Annotated in this window: 20 protein-coding genes; 5 read left to right on the forward strand and 15 right to left on the reverse strand. The window is 41.8% G+C overall.

The genetic code is table 11. The features are described 5' to 3' along the window. Positions 1-57 precede the first annotated feature (57 nt). The 7 genes from WAX86_RS01325 to aspA form a co-directional block, all read right to left on the reverse strand. A complete protein-coding gene (locus WAX86_RS01325; protein ID WP_341489007.1) occupies positions 58-1,761 on the reverse strand; it encodes a sodium:solute symporter family protein in 1,704 nt (567 codons plus the stop codon). A 9-nt stretch (positions 1,762-1,770) separates the two neighbouring features. Then, entirely contained in the window at positions 1,771-2,037 is a 267-nt protein-coding gene (locus tag WAX86_RS01330; protein ID WP_065172526.1) for a DUF4212 domain-containing protein, read from the reverse strand. A 177-nt stretch (positions 2,038-2,214) separates the two neighbouring features. Continuing rightward, complete coding sequence (locus WAX86_RS01335; protein ID WP_044179216.1) at positions 2,215-2,847, reverse strand: MarC family protein; 633 nt, start codon at positions 2,845-2,847, stop codon at positions 2,215-2,217. A 92-nt stretch (positions 2,848-2,939) separates the two neighbouring features. Further along, on the reverse strand, positions 2,940-3,569 hold the full coding sequence (locus WAX86_RS01340) for a response regulator transcription factor (protein WP_065172527.1): 630 nt from the start codon (positions 3,567-3,569) through the stop codon (positions 2,940-2,942). Positions 3,570-3,694: 125 nt separating this feature from the next. Continuing rightward, the gene (locus tag WAX86_RS01345) at positions 3,695-4,612 is read right to left on the reverse strand and encodes a LysR family transcriptional regulator (protein WP_065172528.1); all 918 of its coding nucleotides are present in this window, start codon (positions 4,610-4,612) and stop codon (positions 3,695-3,697) included. A 466-nt stretch (positions 4,613-5,078) separates the two neighbouring features. Then, a complete protein-coding gene (locus WAX86_RS01350) occupies positions 5,079-6,386 on the reverse strand; it encodes an anaerobic C4-dicarboxylate transporter (protein WP_065172529.1) in 1,308 nt (435 codons plus the stop codon). 110 nt (positions 6,387-6,496) lie between these two features. Continuing rightward, positions 6,497-7,957, reverse strand: a complete 1,461-nt coding sequence (gene aspA, locus WAX86_RS01355; protein WP_005301728.1) for an aspartate ammonia-lyase — start codon at positions 7,955-7,957, stop codon at positions 6,497-6,499. Between the two features lie 464 nt (positions 7,958-8,421). On the opposite strand from aspA, the gene WAX86_RS01360 reads away from it, so the two are divergent. Further along, a complete protein-coding gene (locus WAX86_RS01360) occupies positions 8,422-8,946 on the forward strand; it encodes an FxsA family protein (RefSeq protein ID WP_036764520.1) in 525 nt (174 codons plus the stop codon). A gap of 128 nt (positions 8,947-9,074) precedes the next feature. Here WAX86_RS01360 and WAX86_RS01365 read toward each other — a convergent pair whose 3' ends face one another. Continuing rightward, complete coding sequence (locus WAX86_RS01365) at positions 9,075-10,433, reverse strand: MATE family efflux transporter (protein WP_138240817.1); 1,359 nt, start codon at positions 10,431-10,433, stop codon at positions 9,075-9,077. 218 nt (positions 10,434-10,651) lie between these two features. Between WAX86_RS01365 and WAX86_RS01370 the strand changes: the two genes are divergently transcribed. Together WAX86_RS01370 and groL are read left to right on the forward strand one after the other, a co-directional pair. Next, complete coding sequence (locus WAX86_RS01370; protein WP_005301722.1) at positions 10,652-10,942, forward strand: co-chaperone GroES; 291 nt, start codon at positions 10,652-10,654, stop codon at positions 10,940-10,942. Positions 10,943-10,983: 41 nt separating this feature from the next. Next, positions 10,984-12,627 (forward strand): chaperonin GroEL, encoded by a 1,644-nt coding sequence (groL, locus tag WAX86_RS01375; protein ID WP_005301718.1) that lies wholly within the window; start codon positions 10,984-10,986, stop codon positions 12,625-12,627. Positions 12,628-14,212: 1,585 nt separating this feature from the next. Here the strand turns inward: groL and rimK are convergent. Continuing rightward, on the reverse strand, positions 14,213-15,115 hold the full coding sequence (gene rimK / locus WAX86_RS01380) for a 30S ribosomal protein S6--L-glutamate ligase (protein WP_036764517.1): 903 nt from the start codon (positions 15,113-15,115) through the stop codon (positions 14,213-14,215). 438 nt (positions 15,116-15,553) lie between these two features. Next, positions 15,554-16,576, reverse strand: coding sequence for an EF-P beta-lysylation protein EpmB (gene epmB, locus WAX86_RS01385; RefSeq protein WP_044179251.1), 1,023 nt, complete (start codon positions 16,574-16,576; stop codon positions 15,554-15,556). A gap of 33 nt (positions 16,577-16,609) precedes the next feature. On the opposite strand from epmB, the gene efp reads away from it, so the two are divergent. After that, a complete protein-coding gene (gene efp / locus WAX86_RS01390) occupies positions 16,610-17,176 on the forward strand; it encodes an elongation factor P (protein WP_036764516.1) in 567 nt (188 codons plus the stop codon). Between the two features lie 128 nt (positions 17,177-17,304). Here efp and frdD read toward each other — a convergent pair whose 3' ends face one another. From frdD to frdA, 4 genes are read right to left on the reverse strand one after another with little or no spacing between them, the layout of a single operon-like run. Continuing rightward, the gene (gene frdD, locus WAX86_RS01395) at positions 17,305-17,667 is read right to left on the reverse strand and encodes a fumarate reductase subunit FrdD (protein WP_044179253.1); all 363 of its coding nucleotides are present in this window, start codon (positions 17,665-17,667) and stop codon (positions 17,305-17,307) included. Between the two features lie 10 nt (positions 17,668-17,677). Continuing rightward, a complete protein-coding gene (gene frdC, locus WAX86_RS01400) occupies positions 17,678-18,061 on the reverse strand; it encodes a fumarate reductase subunit FrdC (protein WP_005301692.1) in 384 nt (127 codons plus the stop codon). A gap of 2 nt (positions 18,062-18,063) precedes the next feature. Then, positions 18,064-18,804 (reverse strand): succinate dehydrogenase/fumarate reductase iron-sulfur subunit, encoded by a 741-nt coding sequence (locus WAX86_RS01405; protein ID WP_005301689.1) that lies wholly within the window; start codon positions 18,802-18,804, stop codon positions 18,064-18,066. Next, the gene (frdA, locus tag WAX86_RS01410; protein WP_065172532.1) at positions 18,804-20,612 is read right to left on the reverse strand and encodes a fumarate reductase (quinol) flavoprotein subunit; all 1,809 of its coding nucleotides are present in this window, start codon (positions 20,610-20,612) and stop codon (positions 18,804-18,806) included. Before frdA ends, WAX86_RS01405 begins: the two co-directional genes overlap by 1 nt. 554 nt (positions 20,613-21,166) lie before the next feature. On the opposite strand from frdA, the gene epmA reads away from it, so the two are divergent. After that, the gene (gene epmA, locus WAX86_RS01415; protein ID WP_086957484.1) at positions 21,167-22,138 is read left to right on the forward strand and encodes an elongation factor P--(R)-beta-lysine ligase; all 972 of its coding nucleotides are present in this window, start codon (positions 21,167-21,169) and stop codon (positions 22,136-22,138) included. 282 nt (positions 22,139-22,420) lie between these two features. On the opposite strand, the gene WAX86_RS01420 is transcribed toward epmA, so the two are convergent. Next, a complete protein-coding gene (locus tag WAX86_RS01420) occupies positions 22,421-23,149 on the reverse strand; it encodes a carbonic anhydrase (RefSeq protein ID WP_005301680.1) in 729 nt (242 codons plus the stop codon). Positions 23,150-23,292 lie beyond the last annotated feature (143 nt).

Consider the following 23,292-nt stretch of genomic DNA (forward strand, 5'->3'; position numbering starts at 1 on the left):
GCTAAGCTAATTACCTTAGCGCCACATTGCGGTATGGGTATTTTAACCCATTACTCGTTAATGATCGTGGGCTTCTCCGGCCCCTTGAGGATAGCGAATAGACTCCACCATTTCTTGAACATCATTAGGTACTTCTGCCGTAAATTTATTGACCACAATTGCAACTACAAAGTTTAAACACATACCCAGGGTACCAATGCCTTCTGGGCTGATCCCAAACCACCAATTTTCAGGGGTATTTGCTGCTGGATTGATGAATTTAAAATAGATGATGTAAGCCGTCGTAAAGGCGATACCAGCAATCATGCCTGAGATTGCTCCTTCTTTATTCATACGCTTATAAAAGATCCCTAAGATAATGGCAGGGAAGAACGAACTGGCGGCTAAGCCAAATGAAAAGGCAACAACTTGCGCCACAAAGCCTGGCGGGTTAATACCCAGATAACCGGCACCAACTATTGCGACAATGGCCCCAAGCCGAGCCGCTAGGAGTTCTTGTTTGTCGGTCATATTAGGCTTGAAGCCTTTTTTCAGTAGGTCGTGGGAGATAGAGGTTGAAATAACTAACAGAAGTCCTGCTGCTGTTGATAGTGCGGCTGCTAACCCGCCCGCTGCCAGCAGTGCAACGACCCAATTGGGTAATTTGGCCAGCTCTGGACTTGCGAGCACAATAATATCGCGGTTGATGGTCATCTCATTACGATCATCGCCAGAGTAGAACATCTTGCCATCACCGTTTTTATCTTGCCATGAGACCAGCCCTGTCTTTTCCCAATTAGTGACCCAACTTGGCGCTTGTTCAGCACTGATTCCTTTCATCTCTGGACCGTTAATGGTGTCGATCAAATTGATTCTGGCAAAAGCGGCAACAGCAGGCGCTGTGGTGTATAAAATAGCAATAAAAATTAGAGCCCATCCGGCAGATATTCGAGCATCTTTAACTTTAGGGACGGTAAAAAAGCGAATAATAACGTGAGGTAGTCCCGCTGTTCCCACCATTAAGGCGGCACAAATAAAGAAGACATCAACCATACTTTTGGAGCCATCGGTATAGGCGGTAAACCCAAGCTCTTGAGTGATGCCATCGAGTTTTTCTAAGAGATAAGTTTCACTGCCATTAATCGTTGAACCAAAACCAATCTGTGGGATAGGAGAGCCTGTGATCATCAAAGAGGTAAAGATCGCAGGAACCATAAAAGCAAAAATTAAAACACAATATTGAGCTACCTGAGTATAAGTGATCCCTTTCATGCCCCCCATAACGGCATAGAAAAAGACGATCCCCATTCCGATCATGATGCCCATATTAATATCAACTTCGAGGAAGCGTGCAAAGACGACGCCAACCCCTCGCATCTGTCCTGCAACATAAGTAAAAGAGACAAAGATAGCGCAAAAGACAGCAACCATACGGGCTGTTTTTGAGTAATAACGATCTCCGATAAAATCGGGGACTGTAAACTTACCAAATTTACGTAGATAGGGGGCAAGGCACAGGGCTAATAAGACATATCCTCCCGTCCACCCCATAAGATACACACCGCCATCATAACCAACAAAAGAGATAATTCCGGCCATGGAGATAAAGGATGCGGCAGACATCCAATCTGCAGCGGTTGCCATCCCATTTGCTACAGGGTGAACGCCACCACCTGCCACGTAAAATTCACTGGTAGATCCTGCTCGTGACCAAATCGCAATACCGATATAGACAGCAAATGTAATTCCAACAATGATAAATGTCCAAGTTTGAATATCCATGTTCTCACCTTAGTCTTCTTGTACTTTGTATTTACGATCAAGGGCGTTCATGCGAAGCACGTAGACGAAAATTAAAATGACAAAAGCATAGATAGCACCTTGTTGAGCAAACCAAAACCCCAGTTTAAATCCGCCAATCTGAATGGTATTTAGTGCATCAACAAATAAAATTCCGGCGCCATAAGAGACTAAAAACCAGATAGCGAGTAAGCTGCACATAGTGGTGAGGTTTTCCTTCCAGTAGGCCTCGGCATGATGTTTAGATTCAAATGCCATGGTTATCTCCTTGTCTGTTCTTATTGGTTTGTTAATGAAATGTTTCAATAAACCATAACAGTGGAATCAACAATGCGCCGTGCAACTTTAGTCGAGCAAAAGATAAAAAATAGCGATAAAAATGCCAGCGATCTCCGTGATTCGCTGGCATAAAAAAGAGGAATATTAGCCAAAAGTCTAACCGGCTAGATAAAAGTCTCGGATCCCGATTAATAAGTTATTTAGGGCAACAGCGGCCAAAATAAGTCCCATCACTCGGCTGATAATTGCAGCCCCCACATCCCCGATATAGCGTTGGATTTTACTCGCTCCTAGTAGCAGGATAAGAGTGATGACTAACACACTTAACATAACGGAGGTTGTGATAACTTGGTCGATAAATGAATAGCGGTTGTTATCGGTTAGCATCACAACTGCCATCATGGCCCCAGGGGATGCAATAGAAGGTACAGCAAGTGGGTAAACCGCTAATGCACCAAGTTCTGAATGTTGTAATTCTTGTTCGCTAAGTTTGCACTCTTGCTCAACTTTGCTCTCACCAAAGATCATTGTTAGAGCAAATAAGAGTAGTACTAATCCGCCAGCCGCTTGAAAAGCAGGAAGTGGGATCTGCATAGCCTCTAATAATATTTGGCCAACAATAACAAAAAAGAGCAATATTCCGGTAGCAATAAGTATGGCTTTGATAGCGACCAAACGACGTTGATGTGGGGATAGGTGGTGGGTTTGGGATAGATAAACTGGGATCGAACCAATAGGATCAATCACAGCCCATATTAAAACAAACTGAGTAAGCAAAACGCTGAGCATAGTATATCCCCTATATTGTTTAGGCCAGATATCATTGTAGCGAATAACTGCTTAATTATTATCCTAAATTTTAATGTTTCTGTAAGGTTTTTTTACAAAACAATATTTTGAAGCAAGATAACCGCTTGAGTTCGGTTAGTGACACTTAATTTGCGAAATATGGCGGTCATATGGGCCTTGATTGTGGCTTCAGAGACATCAAGCTCATAGGCAATTTGCTTATTGAGCAATCCATCTGCCAGCATTTTTAGTACCTTGAGCTGCTGTGGTGTTAATGTCGCTATTTTTTCTACTAGTTCATCGGTTTCATCAAGAGTATCTACATCGGTTGGGAAGTAATTGTCGCCTGCTAATACTTGGTTGAGTGCTCCATGTAAGGCTTTCATATCACTGGATTTAGGAATAAAACCAAAGGCGCCGTGACGATAGACTTGTTTTATGATTGCAGGCTCTTCACTGGCTGAGACCACAACGATAGGCAGATCTGGATAACTCTGTCTTAGTTCTATCAGTCCTGACATCCCATTTGCGCCAGGCATTTTAAGATCAAGTAAGAGTAAATCGACATCAAGATGGTGTTTTTCAAGTAGGCTTTGCAGTGAGGATAAAGAGTCAGCTTCTAATAAAGTGACTCCGCCAATAGCAAGATGGACCGATTGAAACAGAGCGCTGCGAAACAGTGGGTGATCATCGGCAATGATTATTGTGTATTGAGCATCCATACTCGTTCACCTTCATCCATGAGTTTGATTTTACACGCCAGTTTGTATCTGTCGGCGATATGAGTACTACGCTAGCATTGGCATTTACTGCAAATCAATTTCTATTGCGCTAACTAAGAGCTGGATCATTGTTCCGTTAGCCCTTTACGCATGAAATCAATAAAACAACTGACATGGGCTGGCGTATATTCTAATCGTTGATACAACATATAGATCGGTCTAGACGGTGAGTACCAATCGGTCATTAACGTCTTGAGTGCTCCTCGTTGTAATGCATCTGCCACGACATAATTGGGTAGACATGCAATTCCCAATCCTGCAATCGCGGCTTGTTTAACGCTATTAAGATCGGCAATAGCTAAGCGTACAGGAGAGTTCACCCACAATGTGTCAGGATGTCGCTGAATATCATCATGACGCAAGGCCCACTCAAATTCAGGAACAGTTGCTAAACGCTCATGTTGATAAAGATCGTTAGGGTGCAGTGGCGTATCATGTTTGGCTAAATAGCAGGGTGAGGCCACTAAAATTCGTTGCGACTGACCAATTGTTGCGGCAGCGAAACTGGAATCGGGTTGATGGCCAACACGAAAAACCACATCGTATTGTTCTGGGCTGTAATCGTGGTGTTGATTAGAGAGATGGTTTAATGAGAGTGTGACTTCAGGATACAAACTGAGAAACTCATTAAATAGCGGCATCAGTTTGTAAGTGAGTAAACCAACAGGTGCTGAAATTCGTAGTGCTCCACGAGGTTCTGAATGTGAAATATCATCTAACTCTAAGGTAGCAATTTCGAGTTCTTTAATTAAGGGCTCGCATCGTTCAACGTAATTTTGACCAAGAGGCGTAAGGGCAACATTACGACTATCTCGCAATACTAATTGACTGCCAAGTGTATCTTCTAAGCGTTGTAAACGACGGCTTAAGGTTGTTGGTGGGATATCTAACGCCTGAGCTGCACTGCGAAAACTACCGTGTTTTGCAATGGCAATTAAGGTTCTTAGATCATCAAGCTTCATCCCATTTTTGCATCGCTGCATAACGATTTTACCTCTATAACCTAAGTAGTTATGGGACTACTATAGAGCTACAGGCTTTCCTGTCTTAAGCCTAATTTGTAGCAAAAACTGAGACATACTCGGATGGTTGTTTTGGGAATAACCGCCATTCGAACCAAGAACAATAACGTATGGGAATCCGTTATTGTTCGATGTCTTTGCCCACGGATGGGTAAAGATGTATTCTTTTCTTTTATATCATTTCTTGTCACATTTCTGTGAGAAATTCATTTTAATCTCTTGTGTTAAGCGCATTTTAAAGCATTCTGCTCGAACCTCGAACCTCGAACCTCGAACCTCGAACCTCGAACCTCGAACCTCGAACCTCGAACCTCGAACCTCGAACCTCGAACCTCGAACCTCGAACCTCGAACCTCGAACCTCGAACCTCGAACCTCAGATATAAAAAAGGCCACCCGAAGGCAGCCTTTTCCAATCAACTGAATGATTACAGTAGCATACCGCCAACAACAAAGCCTAGTGCAACAGACGTTGTAATTGTTACCACACCAGGAACAAAGAATGGGTGGTTAAATACTAGGTTACCGATACGAGTTGAGCCAGTGTCATCCATTTCAACCGCAGCTAGTAGCGTTGGGTAAGTAGGAAGAACGAATAGCGCACTTACTGCTGCAAATGATGCAATTGCAGTTACTGGAGATACGCCAATCGCTAGCGCCGCAGGCATAAGAGCCGTTGTTGTTGCACCTTGAGAGTAAAGCAGCATAGATGCAAAGAACAGTACAAGAGCTAGCATCCATGGGTAGTCGCTTAGTAGTGCGCCTGCTACTTCTTTGATGCCATCAACGTGTGCGTTAACGAAAGTAGAACCTAACCATGCCACACCAAGTACACAGATACATGCTGTCATACCAGAACGGAACGTTGGTGCTTGAGCGATAAGAGATGCGTCAATCTTAGTTGTAAGAACAATCGCAGCAGCAGCGGTTAGCATTACTGTCATGATTGCTTCGTTACGACCTAGAGTTGGGTTTTCAATTAGACCTACAGAGTGAGAGATTGCCGCTGCATAACAAACAACAAAAACAATCGCGGCAATAAAGATGTAAGTTGCGCGTTTTGCTTCTGGTTTGATTTCACGACGAGTCTTGTTCTCTAGGCTAATTAGGCCTTTTGCTAGACGCTCTTGATAAACAGGATCGTCTTTTAGGTCACAACCCATGAAGTTTGCTACAAATGCACCAACCATACATGCAACAAAAGTTGTTGGAATACAGATAGCAAGTAGCGTGATGTAACTAACACCTAGTGGCTCAAGGATACCAGAGAAGAACACAACTGCCGCTGAAATTGGAGATGCTGTGATTGCGATTTGAGAAGCAACAACGGCGATAGATAGTGGGCGAGAAGGACGGATACCTTGACCTTTAGCAACTTCTGCAATTACTGGAAGAGTAGAGAATGCAGTGTGGCCAGTACCAGCCATTAGTGTCATTAGGTAAGTTACGATCGGTGCGTAGAAAGTAATACGCTTTGGATTCTTACGCAGAAAATCTTCTGCAAGTTGAACTAGCCAGTCCATACCACCGGCAACTTGCATTGCGGCAATCGCGGTAATTACTGACATGATAATAAGGATAACGTCTACTGGAATGAAAGATTGGCTGGTTGGAACACCGAGGATAAGGGAAAGTACGATTACACCTGCACCACCGGCAAAGCCGATACCAATACCGCCGATTCGAGCGCCTAAGAAGATAAACGCGAGAACGACAAACAGTTCTACACCGATCATAATTAAATGGTCCTGTCTTAAAAGTAAAAAAACGAGTTTTATGGGAATTTGTAGCTAAAAAAAGCGGATTCTCATCCTGAAAATCCGCCTTATTATATCTTTAAACTCAATTAGTTGTAACGTTTAGCTTTGTACTCTGGGTGCATTAGGTTTTGCACAGAGAAGATATCGTCTAGTTGTTCTTCAGTTAGAAGACCACGCTCTAGAACTACTTCACGTACGCTCTTACCTGTTTCTGCACAGATCTTACCAACGATATCGCCTTCATGGTGACCAATGAATGGGTTTAGGTAAGTTACGATACCGATTGAGTTGAATACGAATGCTTCACAAGTTTCTTTGTTCACTGTGATGCCGTCGATACACTTGTCACGTAGGTTGATACAAGCGTTCTTCAATAGGCTGATAGATTCAAATACAGCTTGACCGATAACAGGTTCCATTACGTTTAGCTGAAGCTGACCTGCTTCTGCTGCAAATGTTACTGTAGTGTCGTTACCGATAACCTTAAAGCAAACTTGGTTAACCACTTCTGGGATTACTGGGTTAACTTTTGCTGGCATGATAGATGAACCAGCTTGCATTTCAGGTAGGTTGATTTCGTTAAGACCAGCACGAGGACCTGAAGATAGTAGACGAAGGTCGTTACAGATCTTAGATAGTTTCACAGCAGTACGCTTAAGTGCACCGTGAACCATTACGTAAGCACCACAGTCAGAAGTTGCTTCGATTAGGTCTTCTGCAGGAGTACATGGTAGACCTGTGATTTCAGCAAGACGCTTAACTGCAAGCTCTTGGTAACCTGTTGCTGCGTTTAGACCAGTACCGATAGCTGTTGCACCTAGGTTAACTTCAAGAAGAAGCTCTGCAGTGTGCTTAAGGTTTTTGATCTCTTCTTTTAGTAGAACACCAAATGCGTGGAATTCTTGACCTACAGTCATAGGTACTGCGTCTTGAAGCTGAGTACGACCCATCTTAAGAACGTTAGCAAACTCAACACCTTTTGCATCAAATGCATCTTTTAGGTAGCTGATTGCTTCAACCATGTCGATGATGCTGTTGTATACAGCAACACGGAAACCAGTTGGGTATGCACAGTTAGTAGACTGAGACTTGTTTACGTGATCGTTAGGGTTAACGATGCTGTATTCGCCTTTTTCTTTGCCCATTAATTCTAGAGCAAGGTTAGCAACAACTTCGTTAGTGTTCATGTTTACAGATGTACCAGCACCACCTTGGAATACGTCAGATGGGAACTGATCCATGCACTTACCAGTTTCTAGGATTAGGTCACATGCTTTGATGATGTAATCACCAACTTCTGAAGGGATAGCGCCTAGTTCTTTGTTTGCCATTGCAGCAGCTTTCTTAGTGAAAACCATACCACGAACAAATTCAGGAACATCTGAGATAGTGGTGCTAGAAATGTTGAAGTTTTCAACAGCACGAAGGGTGTGGATACCCCAGTATGCGTCGGCAGGAACGTGACGTTCGCCAAGTAGATCTTCTTCGATACGAGTTGCAACGTTCATTGTTGCTTCATTTTTTTCAAGATCAATCATCTGAGACATATGTTTAGCCTTTTGGGAATCTGCTAATAAATAAAATTCAATTAAGAGCCACTTTTAGAGCGCGAATCCATTCCGCAAAATTGGCTAGATGATCGTACCTGACATCTTTACTTGGCCCTGATAATACTCTCCTTTAGTGGTAAAAACATAACCCAGATCACTTTTTTGACCGACATGAAAATCTTTGCATTAAAATGAGATCATGCTCACAAATCCTGTTAACATCGAATATGTATTTGGGTTGAAAAATGACAAGAAGTGACAAAATGTGAAAAAGTTGTTTTCGTCCTCTTTTGACAAATCAAAATGCGAAAGAATGGGTGAGGCTTGAAGTATTTGCTAACCAATAAATCGAGTTGTCACACAGACACCGGCTAGGAGTAATGCCATAATAGAGAGTGTGGATTACTTACTGTTATTGGTAGTGTAGACGTGTGGCTGCCAGTAAATGATTGAGGTTATTTGTGTTTCCAATTCTATTGTTACTGTTTATTTTTGTGCCCATTATTGAAATTGCCCTCTTTATTCAAGTAGGGGGATTTCTTGGGTTATGGCCAACCATTGCTTTAGTATTAATCACCGCTATTGTTGGTGCATCGTTAGTGAGAAGCCAAGGACTAGCAACATTAACATCGGTACAAAATCGCTTACAGCAAGGGGAGTTACCAGCACAACAGATAGTGGAAGGAGTCATGCTAGCTGTTGCTGGGGTATTGCTGTTAACCCCTGGTTTTATGACAGATTGCATGGGAATGACCATTTTGTTACCAGCACCTCGGGCATGGTTAGCAAAGCAGTTAATGCAACGAGTCAAAGTACAAGGTATGGGCCAGTCGTCAGGGTTTAGCGGGAGCTTTGGTAGTGGTTTTCAGCAAGGACCTTTTGATTCAGATTTTGGTTCGCACGCTGATCAAGGTGATACCTTCGATGGCGAATATGAACGTAAAGATGATAATAAGTCATCAGACAATAATCACAGATTACGATGACTGAATCCGCATAGTAAAAATGCAAATCGATGAATATAAAAAAGGCAGCTTAGGCTGCCTTTTTTGTTAATGCTGTTAATATTTTATTTGGTCTAAAAATGCTTATAAATTGACTGTTTTAGTGAATTCTATGCATCATTTACTAAGGTGGTTTGTCGTAATCGCTGAGCATAAACAAAAGCCAAAATACCGCAAATAATATTGGCGATTGTGATACCAATAAACAGGCCTTCAGTCCCATCAAAGTAACAACCTAACCAAGCTAAAGGCAATAAAAAGCCAAACAAGCGCAGTAGATTCCAGATAAGAGCATGAGTGGTTTTATGTAAGGCATTTAGCGCACTGATCAAAAGCATACATACTGCTTGTAATCCATAGCTCACCGGCACAACCAACAGATAATGCCACAGCTGATCGCGTACGGCGTTGTCTTGGCTAAACAGCGATGACAGTGGCCAACTTAAAGGCACCATGGCAATAAAGACAAGCATTTGAAATACGATGGCAAACTTCATCGCTGTAAATAGGGCTGCAAAGGCTCGTTTGGGGTTATCTGCTCCTAAGTTTTGCGCCATAAATGGCATTAGCACAGAACCTAGGGACATCATGACAATAACCAGTAAGGATTCAATACGCATTGCTGCACCATAAGCTGCGACAGAAATAGTACCTTGTGTTGCAAGAAGAGCCATCAATAGTGCACCAGAGATTGGATTTAACGCATTTGATAGGGCTGCGGGGGTCCCGACATGCAAAATTTGTTTCCAATCGGCACTAAGCCATTTGCGATCTGGGCGCGTGAGCAGTTTTTCTCTCTTATTTAGCAGATACAGTGAAAGAGCTAAAGCCACAGCCCAACTGATCCCGCTAGAGATTGCCGCACCTTTTACACCTAGCTCAGGAAATGGGCCGTAACCAAAAATTAACAAAGGATCTAAGATCCCGTTGATCAAGCCAGCGAGCATCATGATCTTAGCTGGACTTTTTGCATCTCCTGTTGCGCGTATCGCACTGTTTCCTGCCATAGGAATGACAAGTAGGGGAATAGCCAGATACCACACACTCATATATTGATGAATAATGGGTAATAAAGAAGGTTCTGCACCAAGCAAAGTAAAGAGCGGATCGATCGTAAAGAAACCGATCATGGCGGCAATACTCATTAATACCAAAGCAAGCAGTAAACCGTGAGTGGTAAAACGGGCTGCACTTTGACTGTCACCTCGGCCTAATAATCGCCCTAAGCTGGTAGAGATACCAACGCTAACACCCATCGTGATGCTATTAAGCGCAAAAGTGATAGGAAAGGTAAAGCTCACTGCGGCCAAAGCTTGAGTGCCTAGCAGTGAAACAAAGAAAGTATCGACGAGATTAAATAGTAAAATTGCGACCATTCCAAAGATCATTGGAATAGTTAGTCGTCGTAAAACATCGGGAATAGGCTCAGATAATAAACCGTGTTTATCTAAGCGGGGTTCTGTTGCCATAGTCGTCTCATGTATGAAATGCCTGTCCACCCTAAAGCAAAGAGTGTGATCGAGCAAAAGTTCTGGCACAAATAGCGAAAAAAATCTTGGGCTAGGACTTGGGATCTAAAAAAACGACCCAACATGTCTAAATAACAGAAAAATCAGCACCAGTAATACGTTATTGGGACTGATACTTTCATTTTTATGGATATTACCAAAATCAGGAGAGACGACCGATGAATATTCGTCCTTTACATGACCGAGTTATCGTTGAACGCAAAGAAGTTGAATCGAAGTCAGCTGGTGGCATCGTTTTAACTGGTTCGGCTGCAGAAAAATCTACCCGAGGCACTGTGCTTGCGGTAGGTAATGGCCGTATTTTAGAAAATGGCTCAGTTCAACCACTGGACGTTAAAGTTGGCGATACTGTTATCTTTGCAGAAGGTTACAACACTAAGACTGAAAAGATTGACGGTAAAGAAGTTCTCATCATGTCTGAAAACGACATTATGGCAATTGTTGAATAATCCGATCACTTCAAATTAATAATTAAGAAAGGAAGACGAACATGGCAGCTAAAGACGTAAAATTTGGTAACGATGCACGTATCAAAATGCTAGAAGGTGTAAACGTTCTAGCAGACGCTGTAAAAGTAACATTAGGCCCTAAAGGTCGTAACGTTGTATTGGATAAATCATTTGGTGCACCAACTATCACTAAAGATGGTGTATCTGTTGCGCGTGAAATTGAATTGGAAGACAAATTCCAAAACATGGGCGCACAAATGGTTAAAGAAGTCGCATCTCAAGCAAACGATGCTGCAGGTGACGGTACTACAACGGCTACAGTACTTGCTCAAGCAATTATCACTGAAGGTCTAAAAGCGGTTGCTGCGGGTATGAACCCAATGGATCTTAAGCGTGGTATCGACAAAGCAGTAGTTGCTGCTGTTGAAGAGCTAAAAGCACTATCTGTTCCTTGTGCTGACACTAAAGCGATTGCTCAGGTAGGTACTATCTCTGCAAACTCTGATGCAACTGTGGGTAACCTAATTGCAGAAGCTATGGATAAAGTTGGTCGTGATGGTGTTATCACGGTTGAAGAAGGCCAAGCGCTACAGGATGAGTTAGATGTAGTTGAAGGTATGCAGTTCGATCGCGGTTACCTATCTCCATACTTCATCAACAACCAAGAAGCAGGTGCGGTGGAGCTAGAAAGCCCATTTATCCTTCTTGTTGATAAGAAAATCTCTAACATCCGTGAACTATTACCAGCACTAGAAGGCGTTGCAAAAGCATCTCGTCCTCTACTGATCATCGCTGAAGATGTTGAAGGTGAAGCGCTAGCGACACTTGTTGTGAACAACATGCGCGGCATTGTTAAAGTTGCTGCTGTTAAAGCACCTGGTTTTGGTGATCGTCGTAAAGCAATGCTACAAGATATCGCGGTTCTAACTGCAGGTACTGTGATTTCTGAAGAAGTAGGCCTAGAGCTTGAGAAGGTTCAACTAGAAGATCTTGGTCAAGCTAAGCGTGTAACTATTACTAAAGAAAACACTACAATCATCGACGGCTTCGGCGAAGAAGAGATGATTGCAGGTCGTGTTGCTCAAATTCGTCAACAAATCGAAGATGCAACATCAGACTACGACAAAGAAAAACTTCAAGAGCGTGTTGCTAAACTTGCGGGCGGTGTTGCCGTGATTAAAGTTGGTGCCGCAACTGAAGTTGAAATGAAAGAGAAGAAAGACCGCGTTGAAGATGCTCTTCATGCAACTCGTGCTGCAGTTGAAGAAGGTGTTGTTGCCGGTGGTGGTGTTGCTCTTATCCGTGCTGCATCTAAACTAACTGAGCTTACTGGTGATAACGAAGAACAAAACGTAGGTATTCGTGTTGCTCTTCGCGCAATGGAAGCTCCAATCCGTCAAATCACTAAGAATGCGGGCGACGAAGAATCTGTTGTTGCTAACAATGTGAAAGGCGGCGAAGGTAACTACGGTTACAACGCGGCAACGGGTGAATACGGCGATATGATTGACATGGGTATCCTAGACCCAACAAAAGTAACGCGTAGCGCACTTCAGTTCGCAGCTTCTGTAGCAGGTCTTATGATCACAACAGAAGCTATGGTTACAGACCTACCACAGAAAGATGCTGGTGTACCTGATATGGGTGGCATGGGCGGAATGGGTGGTATGGGCGGCATGATGTAATCATTCCTCCTTAACCTATTCTCTAAGCCGAAGTGGGGCAACCTGCTTCGGCTTTTTTGTGTACTGATTTTTTTGTTTCCTCTTCTTATCGTTTTTTCCCCTCATTTTCTTTTGCTCGCAATCCTAAATCCTTAATTATTGGTATGTAAGGCTCACTCGGATAAAACCTCAAAAAGCTGCACACATTTAAGTCGTTGTTTATAAATGATTTATTTTGAGATTTTCATATGAATGGCTTATTCGAAATTATGTTCAGCTTAATTGTGATCTTTTGTGTAAAAGCTGCACATATTGAGATGTAGTTTACTTGGATAAAAGCTCAAAAAGCTGTACATAAATAAGTGTAAATAAAACAATGACTTATATTGTCGTGATGGGTGTGTGATGTGAAGCTTGGTTTTGTACAGCTTAAAGGTGTGTTTTTCTTATCTATCTGTACATTGTTGTGTTAAAGCTTGTCATGAGAAAGGCTAGAAAAGCTGTACATAATAAAGTTATTATATATCAATGACTTAAGCTACTGTTTGTTCTACTTATTAAAAACCTCGGATATGTACACCAATAAGCTGTATTTTTGAAGATGTGCTGATCGCACGAGGGGGTGGGTTAATTCTATGGTTTTATCTCTTTATTAAATCGGATCTGAGTTAAAGCTAACTTATTTAATTAATTCGAATGATCACCAAATTATAATGAAATCATAAAAATGGTGTCTTTCAATATAATAAATAAAAGTTCATGTAAATTTAAAATAATAGCTAATATATGTCATTAATTATAAATACTTATATTTAGTGTGATTGCTTAAATTTATTCTTTTATATTACTGTTCTGGTTTTTTGTTTAAATATCAATTTTAGCTGTACGTGATGATTGTCGATGATTGCTGAGATTATTCCAATTGCAATTGAATCGTATCGCTGTAATTGATTCTCTGGGCTAGGAAGATTTGTGACACGTGCCTGAACAAGTGTTTGTCATCGATACCAGACTATTTAGATGGGGTTGAGGTGGGTGAGAGATCGCAATTGAGGGGAAATCCAATCCATTATATAGAAGCTGGCTGAGGAAAAAGCTCGAAAAGCTGCACATCGATAAAATTATATATTTTTCAATTACTTATGATTAGATACAAGTAGGTGGAGTTATCCAATTGATTCTGTACAGCTTATTGGTGTACAAATGCTGTTTATGTGTATTAGTAGCATTAAGCTTGGTTGATAAAAACCTTGATAAGCTGTACGAATTATATCTTTTAAATATCAATAACTTATATTGTTGTTTTTTTGTTTTGTATTAACCTTAAATTATGTACAGCTAACAGCTGTTTTTCTTTTCATTAGCTGAACATGTAAGTGATTAGTTTATCTGGTAAATAGCCTAAAAAGCTGAACATAAATTAATTGTTTAAAATCAATTGGTTAGCTCCATTGTTTTCTGTTTTGATTATAATCTTTATTTTGTACACCTTTTTGGTGTTTTTCTGTTTAAGTGGTGTTCGTTTTTGATAGGGATAAAAAAAGCAGCTATTACTAGCTGCTTTGATTTGGCTAAAGACAATGATTGCCTTTGTTAAGAGAAACTTTTATTGATGCTGAAGATGGCGACGGCTCTTGCCTACATTTTTCTCAATGTATTCAATGATCATTCCAGCAATATCTTTACCTGTCGCACCTTCGATGCCTTCAAGGCCTGGTGATGAGTTAACTTCCATAACCAATGGGCCTCGGTTTGAGCGTAGTAAGTCGACACCTGCAACGCTTAATCCCATTGCTTTAGCTGCTGCTACAGCAGTTTTACGCTCTTCTGGGGTAATGCGAATTAAAGAGGCGCTACCACCACGGTGCAGGTTTGAACGGAATTCACCTTCGGCACCTTGACGTTTCATTGAGGCAATGACTTTATCACCAATAACAAAGCAACGGATATCTGCACCGCCTGCTTCTTCAATATACTCTTGCACCATGATATTGGCTTTTAAACCCATAAAAGCTTCAATTACGCTTTCTGCCGCTTTTTGTGTTTCAGCTAATACCACACCAATGCCTTGAGTACCTTCTAGCAACTTAATAACTAGAGGTGCGCCACCCACCATTTTGATGAGGTCTGGTACATCACTTGGTTTACTCGCAAAGCCTGTTACTGGCATACCGACGCCTTTACGACTTAGTAGTTGTAAAGAACGTAACTTATCGCGAGATCGGGTAATGGCGATGGATTGGTTTACCGAAAATACATCCATCATTTCAAATTGTCGTAATACCGAGCAACCATAGAAGGTGATATCGGCACCAATGCGTGGGATCACAGCATCAAAACCTGTTAAATCATTACCTTCAAAATGAATCGATGGTTTAACAGAGTTGATATTCATATAACAACGTAGCGCGTTAATGATCACCGCTTCGTGGCCTCGTTGTTCACAAGCTTCACGTAAACGGCGAGTTGAATATAGGTCTTGGTTTTGGGACAAAATGCCAATTTTCATTACGTTACTCGCAGTAAGTAGTGGAATAAAAGTAGTGATAAAGAAGTTTGGCGTACTTCTTTCATCGCGAATTAGATACGACTAAATGGATGGCGACTATGCGCTTTAATGAGCAAAAAATCGAGAGCTTAAGCCATGATCTTTTTTTATCGTAACCAGTAAATTTTATTATAATTCCTATAGTGTTACTTTTGCGTAGGGTTTGCTGTGTTACTTTTAATTGTAGTTTAACAGTAAAAAAGCTTAATAAGCTGTACGCTTTAATTTTTTCATTTTAATTCAATGTGTTAGGTTTTATTTTAAATGGGTTGTCATGTCACAATTGGTTTGTGTGCAGTAAAAAGGTGTGATTTGTCTATTTTGGTGTGCGGTTGATATAAAAAAGCCATGTAATCCTATAAATTACATGGCCTTAGTTAATTAATGCTTTGGTGTGTCTTACTCTAAATGCAGATCTAGGGGCGTTTTGCTACTGCGTCCACCGATTTCTCGGGTTAATTGAGGAACCAGATATCCTGAGACATTTTCCATCAGTCCAGCCATCAAAGTTTTGGCTTGAATATCATCGACAAAGAAATGTGCCGCGCCTTGCACTTTATCCAACACATGAAGGTAGTAAGGTAAGATTCCAGCATCAAACAGGCGGTTACTTAAGTTGATAAGCGCTTGAACGGAATCATTAACCCCTTTTAGTAATACACCTTGGTTTAGCAGGGTAACATTCGCATGTTTTAGGTCCTGCATTGCTAGAGTTAATTCAGCATTGATTTCGTTACTGTGGTTGATATGAGTAACTAAAATCACTTGTAAGCGGCTACTGGCAAAACGCTGGCACAAATCGGGGGTTACACGACTAGGCAGCACAACAGGCAGTCTAGAGTGGATTCTAAGGCGCTTTATATGGGGAATCTGTTCAATACCGTCCATAAGCCAAGCTAACTCATGATCTTTCGCCATCAGAGGATCTCCGCCTGACAAAATCACCTCATCCAGTTCAGGGTGGTTAGCAATATAATCGAGGCTTTGTTGCCAAACACTTTTACTGCCTTTGTTATCTTGATAGGGGAAGTGGCGTCGGAAGCAGTAACGACAGTTTATGGCACAACCACCTTTGACTATCATTAATACTCGGTTTTTATACTTATGCAGTAGGCCGGGAATATCGTTATCTTGTTCTTCTAAAGGATCGGTAGAATAACCCGCATGGACTTCAAACTCTTGCTCTAGAGGGAGTACTTGGCGCAACAATGGATCGTATGGGTTGCCAACTTCCATTCTTTCGACAAAACTCATAGGAACACGAAGGGCGAAAAGCTTACGCGCAGCCAATCCTTTTTCCCATGGAGTTGGGTCTATTTTAAGCAAATTAAGCAGTTTTAGCGGATCCGATATCGCATTACCTAAATCATTAAGCCAGTTTTGCTCAACAGATGGCGCGTTTCGGGTTATTATATGTGACATTTACTACAACTCGAAGATGTTAAGAGGACTAAAATGGCGTCTTTCAGCACCAATGAATTCCGCGGCGGAATGAAAATTATGCTTGATAATGAACCATGTGTCATTATCGAAAACGAATTTGTTAAACCTGGTAAAGGTCAAGCATTCAACCGTGTGAAAATCCGTAAACTACTTTCTGGTAAAGTTTTAGAGAAGACTTTCAAATCTGGTGAGTCAGTTGAAGCTGCGGACGTAGTAGACGTAGAGCTAGATTACCTATACACAGATGGTGAATTCTACCACTTCATGAACAATGAAACATTTGAGCAAATTGCAGCAGACGTTAAAGCTGTTGGTGATAACGCTAAATGGTTGGTAGAGAACAACACTTGTACTCTAACTCTTTGGAACGGTAACCCAATTGCAGTGACTCCTCAGAACTTTGTTGAGCTAGAAGTAACTGAAACAGATCCAGGTCTGAAGGGTGATACTCAGGGTACTGGTGGTAAGCCTGCTACTCTAAGCACTGGCGCTGTGGTTCGTGTACCACTATTTATTCAGATTGGCGAAGTAATCAAAGTTGATACTCGTAGCGCTGAATACGTGAGCCGTGTGAAGTAATTTACCGTATCGCATAAAAAAGGTCGCTTAGCGGCCTTTTTTTATGTCTGTTATTTGGGGTTGAAGCAAAGAAAAGACATAAAAAAAGCACCCAATTGGGTGCTTTTTCTTATCTTCATCTTGGATGATTAGATCATAAAGACAAAGATGATAGACAGTGCAGTTACCAAGAATGCTGTCGCATAACAAGCAACTTTACCTACCGTACCTGTATGGAACTTAAGGTCGTGCATACCGTGGTGTAGACGGTGCATTGCATGCCACATTGGTAGTGATAGGGTAGCAATAACAAATAGTGCACCGATAAAGCTTGTTGCAAAGCTGCTTACTCGCTCGTAGCTCATTGCTTCTGGGTCAATCATGCCTAGTGGAACCATGATACCAAGAACAAGAACTGTGACTGGAGTAATCATTGCAAACCAAGTACCGCCAGCACCAAACAGACTCCACCATACTGGCTCATCAGAACGTTTTGGATGTAGATTTACCACGATACTCTCCTTAAACTAGCGCTAGAACAACGACTGAAATCACTGCAACTACAGCCCATTGAGCCAAGATGATGATTTTCTTATCCACTTTCTTGCCCTTAATTTGGATAGGCATTACTTGTGGCATCATGTTGAAGTAAGTGAACGCATGGAACAAGCTACCAGCAAGCGCTAGGATGTTCAAAAGGATCACAATTGGGTTTGCCATGAAGTCTAGCCAGCTCTGCCATGCTTCCGGACCTTTCACTAAGCTACCTAAACCAAAAGTTAGACAGATAGTGAAGAAAATTAGGGGTAGTATTGTTGCTTCACGAATCATGTAGAAGCGGTAAAAAGAACTGTCTTTCCACCAAGTGCGCTTCATTTCGCGAACGTAAGGTTTACGATTGCTCATCCTTATGCCTCCTGAGGTTTTAGCATGGCAATAACGAAATCTTTAGAAGATTCAACTTTGCCTTGGTTTACCGCTGCTGCTGGATCTACGTGTTTTGGACATACTTCTGAACAGTAACCAACAAAAGTACAGCCCCAAGCGCCGTTTTCACCATTAATCAGTTCCATACGCTCTTGTGAACCATTGTCACGGCTATCTAGGTTGTAGCGGTGAGCAAGAGTTAGCGCAGCTGGACCAATAAACTCAGGGTTTAAACCAAACTGAGGACATGCCGCGTAGCAAAGACCACAGTTGATACAACCTGCAAATTGCTTATATTTTGCCATTTGCTCAGGAGTCTGTAGGTTTGGACCATCTTCAGGAGTACGACCGTTACCAATGATGTATGGCTTAATTGCTTCTAGACGCTCAATAAATGGAGTCATATCAACGATTAAGTCTTTCTCAATAGCAAAGTTCGCTAATGGTTCAATCTTAAGACCTTCAGGGTATTCACGTAAGAATGTCTTACATGCAAGCTTAGGTACATTGTTTACCATCATGCCGCAAGAACCACAGATCGCCATACGGCAAGACCAGCGGTAAGCTAGATCTTTGTCTAGGTTATCTTTGATGTAACCTAGTGCATCTAGCACAGACATAGTTTCGTTAAACGGTACTTCGAATGTTTCTAAATACGGTTCTGCATCGTGCTCTGGGTCATAACGCAGAATGTCTACTTTTTGAATGCGATTGTCTGCCATTATGCCTGCTCCTTCTCTTGCTGCTCTGCTGCTTCTTTGGCTGCTGCTTCTTCAGCTGCTGCACCGTATAGACGTGCTTTTGGCTGAGATTTAGTGATTGTCACATCGCTGTATTCAATGCGAGGTGCTTCATCACCATTGTAATAAGCTAGAGTATGCTTTAAGAAGTTCTGATCATCACGCTCAGTACAACCTTCGTCTAGACGTTGGTGCGCACCACGAGACTCACGACGTAGAATCGCTGAGTGAACCATAGCTTGTGCTACTTCTAGACCGTAACCAACCTCGATTGCGTAAAGTAGGTCAGTGTTAAATACTTTACCTTTGTCTTTGATGCTAATGTGCTTATAACGCTCACGTAGCTCAGCTAGCTTATCGATAGTCGCTTGCATTAGATCTTCTTGACGGTAGATACCACAACCAGCTTCCATGGTGTGACCCATTTCAGTACGGATATCTGCCCAGTTCTCGTTACCTTCTTGGTTCATTAGAACATCAATACGGTCTTGAACTGCTTGAATTTGTTCTGCGATTGCCGCGTCGTTCCAGCCTTTGAACTCAGAAGCACGCTCTGCAGCACCTTCACCAGCTAGGCGACCGAATACTACAAGCTCTGCTAGTGAGTTTGAACCTAGACGGTTAGCACCGTGAAGACCAACAGATGAACATTCACCAACAGCGAACAGACCCTTAATACGAGTTTCGTTATGGTTGTTTGTTTCGATACCACCCATGGTGTAGTGCACGGTTGGACGAATTGGAATTGGCTCTTTTGCTGGATCTACGTTTACGTATGCTTTTGCTAGCTCACAGATAAATGGTAGACGCTCGTGCAAGTACTCTTCACCTAGGTGACGAAGATCTAGGTGTACTACATCACCAAGAGGGTGCTTGATAGTGTTACCTTTTTGCTGCTCATGCCAGAATGCTTGTGAAACTTTGTCACGAGGACCTAGTTCCATGTACTTGTTCTTTGGCTCGCCAACTGGTGTTTCAGGACCCATGCCGTAATCTTGTAGGTAACGGTAACCATTTTTGTTTACGATGATACCGCCTTCACCACGACAACCTTCAGTCATCAGGATACCTGTACCTGGAAGACCTGTTGGGTGGTATTGAACGAATTCCATATCACGTAGTGGTACACCGTGACGGTAAGCCATAGCCATACCATCGCCAGTAACGATACCGCCGTTAGTGTTACAGTTGTACACTCGGCCAGCGCCACCCGTTGCAAGAATAACGGATTTAGCTTTAATACAGATCAGTTCGCCTTCAGACATGTGGATTGCCACAAGACCTTGAACTTGACCTTCATCTACAAGTAGATCAACAACAAAGTACTCATCAAAACGATTGATTTGAGTGTACTTGATTGAAGTTTGGAATAGAGTGTGAAGCATGTGGAAGCCAGTCTTATCGGCTGCAAACCAAGTACGCTCTACTTTCATACCACCGAAACGACGAACGTTCACTTCACCGTTTTCTTTACGGCTCCATGGACAACCCCATTGCTCTAGCTGGGTCATTTCGCGAGTGGCATTTTCAACGAAGTATTCAACAACGTCTTGCTCACATAGCCAGTCACCACCGCCAACGGTATCGTTGAAGTGGTTGTCTAAGCTGTCTTCATCTTTAATTACTGCAGCTGAACCACCTTCTGCCGCTACAGTGTGAGAACGCATTGGATACACTTTTGAGATCAGTGCGATTTCTAGATCTGGGTTTGCTTCTGCAGCAGCGATCGCAGCACGTAGGCCTGCACCACCTGCGCCGATTACAGCGATATCTGTGGTAATAGTCTTCACAGCTATCCTCCGAAGGTAAGACGATAAAAATTGTTAACAAAAGTGCATCAAGAGCACTTTCCTTGAAATCCTGACGATATTTTATGAAACAAACGAGCAAGAAAATTTGATTTAGACGCAGCTTTCTAACTTAAATAATCCAAAAGTGTAAGTTGATTACAAAAAATGTGATTATAGTCACAACTTGTAATGTTTTATTAATGTTGGGTAATGTTTTAAAAGTGTGATTTTTGTATGTAATACGTTTTTTGTGTGTTTTGTTTTGATTTATTTTTTTTATTTATTTTCAATATTTATGAAAGCGTTTGCCGAGAACAGTCAAGTTAAAAGTTAAAAATGTAAAATTAATGATCTTTTTTGTTTGTCTGTTCGTTTTTTAAAGGTTTTTTAGTTGTATGGTCTGACCTCGGCAATCTATTCTTTTATTTTAATAACCATTCACATTTATGATGAGTTATGGCTGTAATTGGAAAATTACCCGGCTTTTAACTGAGTTTTTACTGTGGGTTTGCTAAAATTTCGCCCTTAATTGATATGAATGTGAGTATTTGACTATGCAGATGACTTGGCAACCGACCGCTGATGTTGCGATGCTAAAACAACGAGCGAAATTAATTGCAGCAATTCGCCAGTTTTTCTACCAACGAGATGTGCTCGAAGTGGATACGCCTGCGATGAGTCAGGCTACCGTGACAGATATTCATCTTCATACCTTTAAAACGGAATTTGTTGGGCCAGGATTTGCGGATGGACAAATTCTGTATTTAATGACAAGCCCAGAATTTCATATGAAGCGATTGCTCTCGGCGGGAAGTGGGGCGATTTACCAGATCTGTAAGTCATTTCGAAATGAAGAATCGGGTCGCTATCATAACCCTGAATTTACCATGCTAGAGTGGTATCGCCCTGGTTTTGATCATCATCAGTTGATGGATGAAATGGATGAGTTGCTGCAATTAATTCTAGGGTGTCAGCAAGCTGAACGGATGAGTTATCAGCAAGCATTTCTTAATGTGCTTGGTGTCTGCCCATTAGAAGGTTCTATGCTTGAGTTAAAACAAGCTGCTGCGAAATTAGGTTTGTCTGATATCGCAGAGCCTGAAGAGGATCGTGATACTTTATTACAACTGTTATTTAGTATTGGGATTGAGGGAAAAATTGGTCAGGAGGTTCCTGCATTTGTCTATGATTTTCCGGCATCACAAGCAGCTTTAGCTCAGATCAATCCAACCGATAATCGTGTTGCAGAGCGATTTGAGGTCTATTTTAAAGGCATCGAACTTGCGAATGGTTTCCATGAACTGGCTAATGGTGATGAGCAGTTGATTCGTTTTGAAGCTGATAATCACAAACGTATCGAGATGGGACTTGAGCCGCAACCTATCGATATGAATTTGGTCAATGCGCTTCGTGCAGGCTTCCCTGATTGTGCTGGTGTCGCGTTGGGTATCGACCGCTTGATCATGCTTGCTCTTGGCCTTAAACATATTGATCAAGTAACAGCATTTCCCGTTGATATTGCTTAATTTTTTATAATGAGCAAGAAAAGGCGCAGTAAACAGAGGTCTACTGCGCTTTTTTAGTCTCTTCTATTTGAAGAATGCACCCAATTTAGGGGGAAGGTGCTGTAATCAGAGAGCAAATAGTAAGCTTTAGTTAGGATTCCAAGATTGACTATTTTTACCACCATCAGAGTTATTGCTGACAGTTTCTTGCTGTCTGATGAGAATACGATGCTTACGAGTTAAATGCAAACGATTCTCAATTAATAAAATAAAATGGTGAGAATTTTGTCACGCTTTAGATTTTTACTCATCTAATATTACACGGGCATTGAGTGGTTGGGTTGGGCGGTTGTTATTACCCATAACGGCATGCAGCATCTCTGTTTGTTCTTTCGAACTGGTTTGATGTTCTTGCATAACATACCAACGGACGCCTTCAGTACATGGTGGTGTCGTTAGTGAACCATTAAATTGATAATACTCTCGATCGCGTGGTAGTAATGCTCCTGGTGTTAGGTCTTGTTTGATCTCTATGGTTTGCCCCTTTTCTGGAATCTCATTGAGCAGTGCGTCCAGATCGCTATTGGCTCGAGGACCAATTTCAAACATCACAGAGATAACAGCAAGCTTTCCTTTATCATCAGCATTTACAAAATGCGCTTCGAGTGGGTACTGTTTTCCATCAATGAGGTTTTCAGATGGGGTATGAAAGTGAAACTGCTTTAAGTGGTAAGTATCACCATTGATGATCACATCATTTTTACCGCTAACCAAGGCTTCGATAGTGTGGCCATTGTTCACTAATTGAGTCACTTTTCCTTGGTAGTCTATACGCAATGGCAGCAAGTTAGCTTGAGTTGCCTTGGTGATATTGATTGGCGACTGGTTTACCCCAGTTGCACATAGTGGCGCAACCTCTCCCCAATGTTCTGGACCGTTAGCTTCACCATAACCCCAACCTTCGGCTTGTACTTGGCCTGCAAATAAAAGAGCTAAAGATAAACAAGTTGCGGATGCTGTTATTTTTTTCATGTTTTTTCCTTAATATACCTAGCGTATCTAGTGTAGCGCATAACTGAAAATCAAACAGATGAGACCAGTGAATCTTGAGTGTTTTTAATTAACTCTAGTGATATTGCTTCTATCTTGAAACAAAAAGCCAGACTCAATAGTCT

The organism is Photobacterium damselae subsp. damselae, from assembly GCF_038086725.1.
GTDB lineage: Bacteria > Pseudomonadota > Gammaproteobacteria > Enterobacterales > Vibrionaceae > Photobacterium > Photobacterium damselae.